The following is a 12,499-nucleotide window of genomic DNA, read 5'->3' on the forward strand; positions in this document are numbered from 1 at the left end:
ATAACAGGTACTAATAATTCCTAACAACATTGTACGATAAAGTGAAAGCAACCTTCAACTTAATATTAAATATAATTTTATATTTTATCTAATAATACGTCCCCCTTTTAATTGATATCTTCTACAAACAATCTTAAACCTCCATACCCTAATCGGATATGGAGGTTTAATTTACGCATCTTCTTGTAAGCGTACGCGTGGTTCTAATTCATTGAATTCATCTCGTGCTAACTGCATGATATGATTGGCATCTGTTTTAGACAATTCTTCTGCAATTACTCTAATCTGCACAACTTCCTCATCTGTGCGAACTAACACGTCTTGAAAACCTTTTTCTTGTTTAATCATTTCTTCTAAAATCATTTCTTTCTGAGCAGATGTTTGTAAGGCGTACATTTCTTCCATTGCTTCATTTTTCTCTTCTGTTGTTGCAGAACTTGAAGCCACAATTGACGATAATTGCTCTTTCATTTCACTACGAGCATCTTCTTTTTCTAATCGAATCGTTGTAAACAGTTCATGAGGTGATAATTCATCTGTACTCACATCCACATCTAAATCACTTTCAGCACTTGTCTCTGTTTGTGGATCGCTTGTACTATCACCCTCACTTTCCTCTTGGTTTTCATCACCTTCTATTTGTTCTTGCCGTTCCTCATCTTCGTCTGGAATTAAAGCCACCTCTTCACTTCCAGGAGACATCAAATAATAAACACTCAACACAATTAATAAACTCAACATTGTAATTAACCAAACTGTTTGCTTTCTTAACACCATCATCATTCCTCCTCACCCTTTGGCATTACTGCTATACGATGGGTTGATACATCTAACAATCTAGAAACTGAATCAATGACTCTTTCTTTAACGTGAATTTGATCAACTCCTTTGGCTACAATTAATACGCCTCGAATGGCGGGGGTTTGTGTTTGTATAAGTAATGGTTCTTCACTATTGTTTTGACGTAATAAGACAGTCTGCTCTTCTACGGACTCATCTTCAACACTTCTAGTTCCACCATTTTGATCATTTTCATCTGTATATTGATTTGTTGTGGTCGTATTTTTTTCAAAGACTTTTATAGCCGATGAATCTAGTTGTAAGCTTACTTCAACATCATGAACATCAGATATATTTTCCAAAGCTTGTTCAAGTTCTTGTCGCATTTGGTTCTGGAGTTGCTCATAATTAGTATTTGTCTCATTTCCAGACATTTTTTCTTTAGTCTCATCTTCCCATTGACTTTCTTCAATAGGTGCTTGTGTATCATCAGATGATCCCGAAAACACATTAGATAGAATTAAAAACAATAATCCAATTAGCCCTATTAAAATCATATATGATCGCTTCGTCGGCCTGTCCGTCTCACTTTTCAACTTGAACCATTCTTTAAATCGCATCATTAACGCCCCCCTTCCCATTCAATTGATATTTTAGATAAAGGTAGATTTAAATATGAGGCGATTGTTTGTTTAATCATGTCATCATCCATCGTCTCCTTATCCTGGTCTGCAGGAATCTCTACTTCTTCAACCTGTTCAACACCAGTTTGTTGCTCTGTCACTACAAACGTGACGTGATCAACCATTTCACTAATCTCTTCAGTCTCACGGTCTTCCTTCCATTTCATTAAGACATCTTGAATGGCTAAATCATATTCTTCCATCAACTCCTCTTCTACAGAATTTTGTAGCTCTTGGGTCAGTTGTTCTAATATATATGCATCTGAAGAGGCTTGTATTTCTTTTTTTTGTGATTCTATTTTCTCTTCAAATGTATCCACATTGATTAAATCAGATGAAAATTCAAAGTTATCAACGACTTCCTCAGGATTTACTTGAAATAAAGTCGTTAAGGGATGTAAGAAAAGAAGTAAAATAATCATGCCGAAGACAATACGAATTACTTGTTCATGAGATGTTTTAGGAATGAGCAAAGTAATAATCGTCGCTATAAATACAAAAACAACAAGCTGAGTAATCCAATCCGTAATAAATTCCATTTGCTCCCCCATTAACGAACCATTAATGATGTATTACTGATCACAATTAGCATCACAATTGAAAAGAAAAACATAATTGAAACCATTAACAAAGCTAACAGTAAATATAGAATATGTTTGCCCATATCATCTACCATATGAACGACCGGACCATCAGCAACTGGCTGTAAGATCGCTGCGGCCAAACGGAAAACCATACCAAGAACAAGCACTTTTAAAATAGGAAATAATATCATGACGAATAATACAATTAATCCAGCGACACCAATTGTGTTTTTTACTAGAATTGAAGCGGATAAAACCGTATCAGTTGCATCTGTAAACATTCTGCCAATTACAGGTATAAAGTTGCTTGTCACAAACTTCGCCGCTCGTACAGCAACCCCATCTGATGCAGCAGTTGTGATACCTTGTACAGACATAATCGTTAAAAAAATGGATAAAAAAGCTCCCATTAGTAATAGCGCGCCTTGTTTAAACAAGTGTGCCAATCGAGATAAGTTATACGTTTCATTAACATGACTAGCTATGTGTAAAATAGCCGACAAAAACAATAATGGTATAATAATTTTTGAGATAAACAAGCCACTTGCTTGTGTTAAAAACAATATAAAAGGATTAAAGAAGGCAACCGTTGCTATATGGCCAAATGCCGCCATCATACTCAGGAATAACGGAAGAAGTGATACCATAAAGTGACGCATCGTTTCGATCGTATCAGTCGTAAAATTAGCCGCCGTATGAAACCCTGTCATGGCAATTGTCATGAGTACTCCAAAAATGACAAATTGACTCACTTTAGTAACGGTTTGTGTCTCAAATGACTGAGCCAGCACATTTAATACAGCACTTAATAACGTAATAAATATTAACAAACTTAGTGTTTGACCGTTTGCCAATAACTCATCGACTAAAAAGGATACAATCCCATCTACCCAGGCGCGCCAAGAAAAGATCGACTCATTATCAGTAATATCCCTCCATTGACTCCCTGAATCTAATGGCATATAATCTCGATATTCATTGAGTAAATCTTGCCATTGATTTTCAATCGTTGAGCTTTCAAAAAAACCTTCAAGATCTTCTTCTACTTCACTTTGATCTAACTCCTCACCTTCGTCTTCAGCAATACTTTGTATATCCGTTAGTAAGATCATGATGACGACAATAAGTAGGGAGACAACTGTTTTTTTCATAAGCGATCTCCTTTGAATTACGGCACAAATCCTAGTAAGGTTTCGATAACAGCTATAAAGATAGGAATAGCCATTAATAATATAAATAACTTACCAATAATCTCTACTTTGACAGCGATCGAATTAAGTTGAGCGTCTTTCAAAACATGCGCGGCAAATTCAGTCATGTAAGCAACAGCAATAACTTTAAAAATAGTATCTAAATGCAACAATGATACATCTATATGAGAAGTGATCTCCTGAAAAGCACTGATCACTTCATTCATTTGCAACAGAACATATAAAAAGATTAAAATGCCAGTTAATATGATTAATAAAAAGCTAATCGACTGATGGTGCTCTCTCACAACAACGATTAAAATCGCAGCAATAATTATGATGACCATTATTTGTAAAAACGGCATAATAAACCTCTACTCTATAACATCATTTGAAATAAAAACACAGAACGAATTTGTTGAAAGAGCTGACCTAAATAATCAATGACAATAACGAGAACAATAATAAACCCTATTAAAGTCACCCACTGAGCTAAGTCATCCTTACCCATTTGTTTAAGTAGGGCACTGAGCATAGCGACGATGATTCCAATCCCTGCAACTTGAAATAATAGAAATACATCAGACATGAAGTAAGCTCCTTCAAATTAAAATTAAAACAAATAATAGTCCTGACAATACCCCTAACACCCGATACATACTCGAAAAGCGTTTTTCCTCTTCTAATGCCTCATCAAGTTCATATTGCAGATGAACTCGCGCCAGTTGAATTTGTTTTCTCTGTTGTTCAATATTATGTCGTCCTAATGATTGCCCAAACTGCAGCATGATTTGTTTTTCTTTCGATTTTAAAGCTGTAAAGTGCCATTCTTCTTCGATCACATTCTCCCAACAGTCATCTAAAGAAATCTCAGTTTCATTTAATTCATTAACTAAACGCTGAAATAATGACCCAATTGGAAATGATAGCTGTTTGGAAATGTAACGACAGATAGTTTCAATTGGCTTTTGAGCATATACAATTTCTGCTTCCATAATTTGCAACGCTTGCAGTAGGTCCCTGATTTGTTGTGGCCTTTTTTTATATTGATTGGCGAAATCAATTCCGACCCATGTACACGTTAATAGAATTAGGATCGCGCCGACCCACTTCATGACTATGACTCCTAACTTTTGTCGTTATAATTTCACGTTGATGATTATAAATGGCATGTACAGTTCCTGGTTGTGGTAGAGAATTTAACAAGATAAATCGTTGGAAAACACCTTGTTTTAAAAGTGGTTGTAACTGTGGACGTTGTTTAATGTCTGATAATGTGTGACCATGCACACTACAAATTAAACCGACCCCTGTATAAACGGCTTCCATCAGACTATCTACATCTTCTTTTCGTCCAATCTCATCAACAGCTAGTAATTCAGGTGACATCGAGCGTACCATCATCATCATACCTTCAGCTTTAGGACAATCACTCATAACATCTGTTAAGGGACCGACATCATGTTGGGGAACTCCTTGAAACGCTGCAGCGATTTCAGAACGTTCATCAACTAATGAAACACGTTGCCCCGTAAACTGCTCAGTTCCAGTACTTATCAAACGAATCAGATCTCTTAAAATCGTTGTTTTACCACTCTTAGGAGGCCCAATGAGTAAAGTGTTTTGGATTTCATGTTCAAATAAATAAGGAAGGATGTGATTAGCTGCTCCAAAACGTTCTGAAGCGATACGAACATTAAATGACGTCACATTCGTAATGGCTTGGACTGATCCATTTTCTACTGTCACTTGTCCACTGATTCCAATTCGGTGGCCACCACGGATGGTAATAAATCCGTTTCTTAATTCTTCTTCTAAACGATAGACTGAAAAATCACTTATACGTGCCAACAATGCATTCGCATCATTTTCATAAAAAACAAAACCCTCTAAAAACTGACTATGGTCTGAGAAAATTAATTGTACTTGATGCCCCACACGTAATCGAATTTCTTCTAGTTGGTTTAACGCTTGTTGAGAAATGTTTGCTTTGATCAGACTAGTGATGGTTGTAGGTAAATAAGAGGCAATAAACTTGTCCAACCAATCCCTCCTTCCACTTAACACTACTATATGTATGAGATGAAGAGATATGATATTCAAAGTATAAAAAAGAGAGAGTTATTTTCTCATTAAAAAACCCGACACTACTAAAAGTGTCGGGTTTGGGGTTATGAATATTAAGCACGAGATACATACTTACCTTCAGTTGTATTAATGACTAATTTCTCACCTTTATCAATGAAGAAAGGAACTTGAACAGTATAACCCGTCTCAAGTGTTGCTGGTTTTGTACCACCAGATGCTGTATCACCTTTAACACCAGGTTCTGTTTCAGCCACTTCAAGTTCAACGTTATTAGGTAATTCAATTCCTAACGTATCCCCTTCGTAAATTAAGACATGGGCTTGAGTACCTTCAGTTAGAAAATTTAATTCCGTTTTGATTTTATCGCCTGGGATTTCTATTTGATCAAACGTTTCAGTATCCATGAATGTATGATTTTCCCCAGTTTCATATAGATATTGCATAGGTCGACGCTCTAAATGTGCTTTGTTAACTTTCTCACCTGCTCGGAACGTTTTCTCTTGGATGTTACCATTTTCTAAATTGCGTAGTTTTGAGCGAACAAAAGCTGACCCTTTTCCTGGTTTAACATGTTGAAATTCAATAACTTGCCAAATTTTACCTTCTACTTCTATTGTTAACCCTGTTTTAAAATCGTTTACTGAAATCATGTTAATAACCTCCTTCTATCATTTACAATGTGATTAATTCTTTAGTTGAGAATGTTAATCTTTCATTTCCATTTTCAGTGACGACAGCATCATCTTCAATACGACAACCACCTATATTAGGAACATAAATACCAGGTTCAACAGTAACAACCGTGCCCGGCTCTAATGGGTGATCATTTCGGAAGGATAAAGATGGTGCCTCATGTACATCCATCCCCAGTCCGTGACCAGTCGAATGACCAAAATACTCACCATAACCTTGTTCCTTAATATAGTCACGTGTTAGAGCGTCTGCTTCTTTACCAGTAATTCCTGCTTTCAACCCATCCATACCACGTTTTTGTGCTTCTAAAACCGTGTGATAAATTGTATTCAGCTCATCGCTAATTGGTCCAACTGCAAGAGTTCTAGTCATATCAGAACAATACCCTTTATAAAGCGCTCCGAAGTCTAAAGTCACAAGTTCACCTGTTTGAATTTCTTTATCTGAAGCTACACCGTGTGGAAGTGCCGCTCGATAACCTGACGCTACAATAATATCAAACGATGAAGACACTGCACCTTGTTTACGCATAAAAAATTCTAATTCATTTGATACATCAATTTCTTTAACGCCTGGTTTAATAATAGTTTGTATATAATCGAAAGCAGCGTCTGCGATCTGTGCCGCATCTTTTAATATAGCAATTTCTGATTCGGTTTTATACATTCGCAATTGTTCGACTAAACCATCTATAGGGATAAATTCACTTGATAAAACCTGTTGGTACACTTCAAAGGTAGAATACGTCATATGATTTTTTTCAAAACCTAAACGTTTGATTCCAAGCTGTTCCACTTGATTAGCTACTTCTTGATGAATCGGTCCTTTATGTTCCACAAGTTCATAGCCTGTCACTTGCTCTTTAGCTTGTACAGTATAACGAAAATCTGTAATAAACACGGCTTGATCTAAAGAAACTAAAATGACCCCAGCCGTTCCCGTAAAACCTGTCATGTAACGACGGTTTTGGTCATTAGTTATAAGAAGACCATCTACATCATTCTGTTCCATCTTTTCTCGTAAACGAGTTAGCTTTTCCACATTATCTCTCCCTTTCATTCAATTGATCGATTAAAGCATACGCTGCTAATTTGTACCCCAATGCTCCGAATCCGACTATTTGACCAGAAGTAACTGCTGATAAATAGGAATGATGACGAAATGTTTCACGATTATGTATGTTCGATAAATGGACTTCAATAACAGGAATTTTGATCATTTCTACAGCATCTCGAATAGCTACACTGGTATGAGCATAACCGCCTGGATTAAATATAATGCCATCATAATGCATGGCATTTTGGAACCAGTCAATAATTTCACCTTCATGATTTGATTGTCCAACATCTAAATAAGCATCATTAGCACTCGCGATTTCACGCACCATGTCTTCAATATCAACTAAGGTCTCATTCCCATAGTGGGATTGGTCTCGTTGGCCTAACATATTAAGATTCGGACCGTTAATTAATAACCAGGATTTCATGACACCAGAGCTCCTTTGATTGATGTGTCCATCCTAAGTTTATCATAAATTGCCCTATTTTTGTCACACTTTTCTCGTAACTCGCTCCCCGTGTTGGTTATAAGATATGGTATAACCGACAAACACACCATATAGTACAAATTGACATAGTGTTGTTACAACCGTTTCTTTTGTTAAATTTTCAAGAGTTGGTACATAATCGAATAATCCATTAACTAACCAAAAAATAATTCCCCATAGTACGATGCCAAATAATAATCCAGGCAAAAGACCTCTGACTTTTCTTAATAGTGAATAATAGATGATCGCTGGTATAATAGCTAAAACACCTAGTATCACAGCACTTATTATCTCAATCCACCACGTTGACGTCCAATCACCTTCAAAAAAAGACCGAAAAATAAACGAAGCATGTGATACTTCGGTGAAGTTTAAAGCATAAGTAAAAGAGTTAAGTAATCCGAATATGACACCACCAAATAATCCCGTATAAATACTTTCCTTAATAACTGATTTTTCTCGCATTTTCATTAGCCTCCTCTCGCATTATTTTAACCTATAGAGGATCAATTCATGCATGACAAATAGCTATTATGTATAATGAATGACTTGACGTGTTATAATAGATTTACAAGTTACTAGCTGAATACGAAGAGAGGGATTACCATGACACAAACAAGAAGTAAAATTATTTTGTATATAGTCGTTAGTTTGGCAGCCATTGGTCTAATCGGTCAGTTAATAGTGAATCCACTTAACTTTATCGAAAGCATGCTTACCACGATCGGCCTTGCCGCTGTAATCGGTTTAGCTTTATATTTCATCTTAAAACGAATGAGACAAGGTGGAGTGCGTTCCTCTGGCTATCATAAAGCCGTTAAGCAATCGAAAAAGAAGTACGGTAAAGTAGATCAAAAGATGAGATATAACCAACACGTGGAAAAACCCTCTCCAATAAAAAAACAACGCAGACAAACCCATCTTAAAGTTATAAAAGGACACAAAAAATAGCGTTAGACGGTATAACCGTCTAACGCTATTTTTATATACCACATTTTAATTGAGCACCACAATTTGTACAAGTATTACAGCCACCAACATCTTGAATATGACCTTGGCGACAAACCGGACATGTATCTCCCACTTCAGATCCAACTGTTACATTCGTTGTCTCAAGCTCATGGACTGTATCCATTAAAACAACTTTTTGTTGATCGTCTTCGAATAATTCTGTTTGCTCTGAAGGCTCATTTTCTTCCGCTTTTAACGTTAAAACTTGTGAATCGCGGCTTCCATCTACATAGACTGTACCACCTTTGGCACCACCACGGTATAAACGTTGATAAACTTGTTCGACTTGATCAACACGATAACCTTTCGGTGCATTGACCGTTTTAGAAATCGAACTATCGACCCAACGTTGAATGACACATTGCGTGTCAGCATGTGCTTCAGGAGATAAGTCCATTGCTGTCACAAACCAGTCTGGCAGTTCATCTTGGCTAGCTTCTGGATTTTCTTTGAAATAGTCTTGCGCAATGTCAGCTTTCACTTCGATAAACTTGCCTAAACGTCCGCTACGATAATACGTGAACGAGAAATAAGGTTCTAATCCTGTTGAAACACCAACCATTGTACCCGTAGAACCAGTCGGCGCAACAGTTAATAAATGACTATTACGTATGCCATGATCTAGAACACCTTGCTTAATGTCATCAGGCATCTTTTGCATGTAGCCAGTATTAATAAAACGTTCACGAAGTGCTTGTGTTTCTTCTTTTGTTTCACCAATTAAGAACGGGAAGCTACCTTTTTCTTTTGCTAGTTCAATAGATGTACGATAAGCCGTTGTCGCAATCGTTTCAAAGATTTGATCGACAAGTTCATTACCTTCTTGTGAACCATATGCTGTTTCACAATAAATGAGTAAGTCATGTAAGCCCATGACACCCAAGCCGACGCGTCGCTCACCCAGTGCTTGTTCACGGTTTTTATCTAGGAAATATGGTGTTGAATCAATGACGTTATCTTGCATACGCACACCTGTTTCAACCGTTTGTTTCAACTTCGCGAAATCAGGTTGTTTTAATTGTCGATCCGCAATTGCTGCTAGATTAACTGCCGCTAAATTACAAACACTATAAGGCGCTAACGGTTGTTCACCACAAGGATTTGTCGCAACAACTTTTTGGCCATAAGCACTAGCATTTGTCTCTTTATTCGCATTATCAATAAAGAAAATGCCTGGCTCTGCTGAATAAGTCGCGCAAATGTTGATTAAATTCCATAATTCTTTCGCACGAATCTGTTTATATACTCTGGTTCCAAAGCCTAAACGTTCCCATTCACGAACATCACCAATGTCGTTCCAATTTTCATTATAGTAGGCCATCTCTTCTTCGGTGTAATTCGCAACATCTGGAAAACGTAATTCATAAACGTCATCGTTCTCAACAGCATTCATGAATTCATCCGTAATACAAACAGAAATGTTTGCACCCGATAAAAATTCTGGACTATTCACGCTGTAAGTACCACCGTCACGAATTTTCTGCTCAGCATCACGAATATTGTTCTCAGTGAAGCCACCGTGTCCTTCGATATGCTTATAGTTCACAATCCCTTGATATAGTTGCATTTCTTCATTTGTTAAAGGGGTGAAACTTAATTTATCTTTTGCTTCTTCTTGGATTGTTTCATCCTCTATGTTCTCGATTAAATATCTTAAAATACGCGGATTTTGCATTTTCGATATAATAAATTCGATTACATCAGGATGCCAATCGTTCAGCATGATCATCTGTGCCAATAATTGTTACTCGCTATTAATTAGCGGGATAGGTCATTTCTGCCCACCTCTTACACTTTCATGTAAGATCAGACTATATCTTCAAGGAAGAGAATTTTTCATACTTTCTTTGTAATTTCAGTTGACTTTCATGATACAAGTAGTTATAGATTTTCAATAAGTCAGTTAGGCTAGATAAATGCAAGTCATAGCACCCTTGTTTTTTGTAAAGACCGTTAACATGTTGTCCTATTCCATAGCTTTTTAAAAACTTTAGAACATCCATTAACAATGGCTTATTACTCGTGATACCAAACCTTGCTTTAGTATATTTTTTCGGTCCGTTCTTTCTATTATAGATTCTCTCATAAACTCGTATATGCCCATCAGCATCAAACAGACCTCTTAAAAAATGCCATTGCAATTCAGGATTATTTAAATCAATCCATTGTTCCTTTCCTGTTTTGTTTGGTGTGACTCCTAAGTTTATTAAATCATTGGCCATTTTAGTAGAAAATATCGTTAAGCTTAATTTATTTTGTTCACGGTCATTCCTTTTATTTCTAAATTTCACATTCCTATTAAGATTTAAGCAAGTTGCTATTTCATATAACAGGCTTTTATCTTGTTCGGCAAGTGTTAGAACTACTTTTTTTGATGATCTATTTATGACAATAGTCCCGTCACCTAATATAAATCCCAGTAAATAAGCTTTATTAGGGTGGTCAATATTTTCAAAAAAGTTTTCATTGTAATCATACTTTTTTGAGGCTAACTTACCAGCCAAACCTGGGGGCCTTGTATTGATAAAAGCCTTTTCTTTATTCCACCGTGAAATAGTACCTCTACTAACACCTAACTTCTTGGAAATCTCTACTTGACTTACTCCTTTATCATGCATCTGTATTACTTTTTTTATGATCTCTTCCTTGTCTCGCGCCCCATAAGGACGTCTCCGTACATTATGGTTTACTTCTTCCTTAGCACACATCAGATCACCTTCTTTAACGTGATTACTTTTATTATACTCATATTTTTGTGCTTTAGGAAGTTTCAATAGTCGTTGAACGTTCATCTTCATTTCTGAAGATGCTTCGCTGCTGATTGCCCATTGTTGCATCCTAATACTTTTTAAACGATCACGCTTGCCGTCACCAGCTACGTTGTCGTGTAATAGGCTTTAGGGGTTTCCAGCAATTCACGAGATTTATTTTTAGACGAGGCACAACAATTTACCACGTCTCGAACCGCCTTGCTCAACAAGGTGCGTCAACTTAGCAATATCATCTAGCCATGAGACAGAACCAGATGATTTACCGTTCACACCACGGGCTAATGCATTACGAGGGCGTAGTGTCGAACCGTTCGTACCAACACCGCCGCCACGCGACATAATTTCCATCACTTGTTTACGGTGATCACTTATTCCTTCTCTTGAGTCTTGAACAAATGGCATCACATAACAATTAAAGTACGTGACATCCGTATTTGATCCAGCTCCATATAGAACTCGTCCGGCAGGAATGAAATTTAACTCTGATAATTCTTGATAAAATTTATTAAACCATTCTTGGCGTTTTTCTTCTGATGTTTCTACTTCTGCTAAACCAGTCGCATTACGCAAAGCAATTTGTTCGTAATAGACTTCGAGAGGTTTATCAATAGCACTTAAAGTTTTTTCAATTAAGCCCGTTTCCTGTGCTTCTTCGTTATCTAGTACATGTAAATAATCATCATCTACTCGAACAGTGGCACGGTCACCTTTTAATTCATAAATAAATCCTGTACCACGTGCAGGGAACTTCGGATCGTCTTTCACTGTTAAAACGACAAAGTCACCTTCTTGAATCGTTCTCTTCTCCGTGTCCTTGAATGCATATCGGTCTAACATGACGAGTCGTGATACGCCTTTATGAGTCGTTGACATATCCGATGTGACCGGATGTACATTAGGAAATTGCTTAATGTCTTCATTTAATTGATCGACATTAATATGCAACCCTTTTTCTTTTACACCTTGCATTTCATGACCTCCTTCACGTAAAATCTAATCGTTACGTCTTTTAGTAACGTTTCTAATCATAGCTTATCAAAACCAAACCAAACAATCAATATATAGTGTTATATTTTGACGAATAATTCTATATATAGTGTTAAGGGCATAATATGTTATAAAAGTCAAGATAGATTATGTTAAATAATGAGAA

Annotated in this window: 14 protein-coding genes and 2 pseudogenes; 1 reads left to right on the forward strand and 15 read right to left on the reverse strand. The window is 36.6% G+C overall.

The window, feature by feature from the left end:
• Nucleotides 1-171: 171 nt before the first annotated feature.
• The 12 genes from J2S77_RS02695 to J2S77_RS02750 all read right to left on the reverse strand — a co-directional run bounded on the left by J2S77_RS02695 (nucleotide 172) and on the right by J2S77_RS02750 (nucleotide 8,029).
• Nucleotides 172-777 carry a SpoIIIAH-like family protein gene (locus J2S77_RS02695; RefSeq protein WP_306974414.1) on the reverse strand — a complete coding sequence of 202 codons (606 nt, stop codon included), beginning with the start codon at nucleotides 775-777 and terminating at the stop codon, nucleotides 172-174.
• A 2-nt stretch (nucleotides 778-779) separates the two neighbouring features.
• Complete coding sequence (gene spoIIIAG / locus J2S77_RS02700) at nucleotides 780-1,403, reverse strand: stage III sporulation protein AG (protein WP_306974416.1); 624 nt, start codon at nucleotides 1,401-1,403, stop codon at nucleotides 780-782.
• A complete protein-coding gene (gene spoIIIAF / locus J2S77_RS02705; protein WP_306974418.1) occupies nucleotides 1,403-2,002 on the reverse strand; it encodes a stage III sporulation protein AF in 600 nt (199 codons plus the stop codon). The genes spoIIIAG and spoIIIAF overlap by 1 nt, the downstream gene beginning before the upstream one ends.
• An 11-nt stretch (nucleotides 2,003-2,013) precedes the next feature.
• Nucleotides 2,014-3,198 carry a stage III sporulation protein AE gene (gene spoIIIAE, locus J2S77_RS02710; RefSeq protein ID WP_306974420.1) on the reverse strand — a complete coding sequence of 395 codons (1,185 nt, stop codon included), beginning with the start codon at nucleotides 3,196-3,198 and terminating at the stop codon, nucleotides 2,014-2,016.
• A 17-nt stretch (nucleotides 3,199-3,215) separates the two neighbouring features.
• Entirely contained in the window at nucleotides 3,216-3,602 is a 387-nt protein-coding gene (gene spoIIIAD, locus J2S77_RS02715; protein ID WP_306974423.1) for a stage III sporulation protein AD, read from the reverse strand.
• Between the two features lie 14 nt (nucleotides 3,603-3,616).
• Nucleotides 3,617-3,826, reverse strand: coding sequence for a stage III sporulation protein AC (gene spoIIIAC, locus J2S77_RS02720; protein WP_167262511.1), 210 nt, complete (start codon nucleotides 3,824-3,826; stop codon nucleotides 3,617-3,619).
• A gap of 13 nt (nucleotides 3,827-3,839) precedes the next feature.
• Complete coding sequence (gene spoIIIAB, locus J2S77_RS02725; RefSeq protein WP_167262512.1) at nucleotides 3,840-4,352, reverse strand: stage III sporulation protein SpoIIIAB; 513 nt, start codon at nucleotides 4,350-4,352, stop codon at nucleotides 3,840-3,842.
• Nucleotides 4,297-5,280 (reverse strand): stage III sporulation protein AA, encoded by a 984-nt coding sequence (spoIIIAA, locus tag J2S77_RS02730; protein ID WP_306974426.1) that lies wholly within the window; start codon nucleotides 5,278-5,280, stop codon nucleotides 4,297-4,299. Before spoIIIAA ends, spoIIIAB begins: the two co-directional genes overlap by 56 nt.
• A 137-nt stretch (nucleotides 5,281-5,417) precedes the next feature.
• Nucleotides 5,418-5,975, reverse strand: a complete 558-nt coding sequence (gene efp / locus J2S77_RS02735) for an elongation factor P (RefSeq protein ID WP_306974428.1) — start codon at nucleotides 5,973-5,975, stop codon at nucleotides 5,418-5,420.
• A gap of 22 nt (nucleotides 5,976-5,997) precedes the next feature.
• Nucleotides 5,998-7,059 carry a M24 family metallopeptidase gene (locus tag J2S77_RS02740; protein WP_306974430.1) on the reverse strand — a complete coding sequence of 354 codons (1,062 nt, stop codon included), beginning with the start codon at nucleotides 7,057-7,059 and terminating at the stop codon, nucleotides 5,998-6,000.
• A 1-nt stretch (nucleotide 7,060) separates the two neighbouring features.
• On the reverse strand, nucleotides 7,061-7,504 hold the full coding sequence (aroQ, locus tag J2S77_RS02745) for a type II 3-dehydroquinate dehydratase (protein ID WP_306974432.1): 444 nt from the start codon (nucleotides 7,502-7,504) through the stop codon (nucleotides 7,061-7,063).
• A 63-nt stretch (nucleotides 7,505-7,567) separates the two neighbouring features.
• Nucleotides 7,568-8,029 (reverse strand): YqhR family membrane protein, encoded by a 462-nt coding sequence (locus tag J2S77_RS02750; protein ID WP_306974434.1) that lies wholly within the window; start codon nucleotides 8,027-8,029, stop codon nucleotides 7,568-7,570.
• Between the two features lie 141 nt (nucleotides 8,030-8,170).
• Here J2S77_RS02750 and J2S77_RS02755 point away from each other — a divergent pair, with 141 nt between their 5' ends.
• Nucleotides 8,171-8,515 (forward strand): SA1362 family protein, encoded by a 345-nt coding sequence (locus J2S77_RS02755; protein WP_306974436.1) that lies wholly within the window; start codon nucleotides 8,171-8,173, stop codon nucleotides 8,513-8,515.
• Between the two features lie 31 nt (nucleotides 8,516-8,546).
• Here J2S77_RS02755 and J2S77_RS02760 read toward each other — a convergent pair.
• From J2S77_RS02760 to J2S77_RS02770, 3 genes and pseudogenes are all read right to left on the reverse strand, one after another.
• A pseudogene (locus tag J2S77_RS02760) lies at nucleotides 8,547-10,310 on the reverse strand (vitamin B12-dependent ribonucleotide reductase); the annotation flags it as partial.
• 76 nt (nucleotides 10,311-10,386) lie between these two features.
• The gene (locus J2S77_RS02765; RefSeq protein WP_306974438.1) at nucleotides 10,387-11,412 is read right to left on the reverse strand and encodes an LAGLIDADG family homing endonuclease; all 1,026 of its coding nucleotides are present in this window, start codon (nucleotides 11,410-11,412) and stop codon (nucleotides 10,387-10,389) included.
• Nucleotides 11,413-11,508: 96 nt separating this feature from the next.
• Nucleotides 11,509-12,315: pseudogene (locus tag J2S77_RS02770) on the reverse strand (ribonucleotide reductase barrel domain-containing protein); the annotation flags it as partial.
• Between the last annotated feature and the right edge of the window lie 184 nt (nucleotides 12,316-12,499).

The sequence above is a fragment of the Alkalibacillus salilacus genome (assembly GCF_030812915.1).
Lineage (GTDB): Bacteria > Bacillota > Bacilli > Bacillales > Alkalibacillaceae > Alkalibacillus > Alkalibacillus salilacus.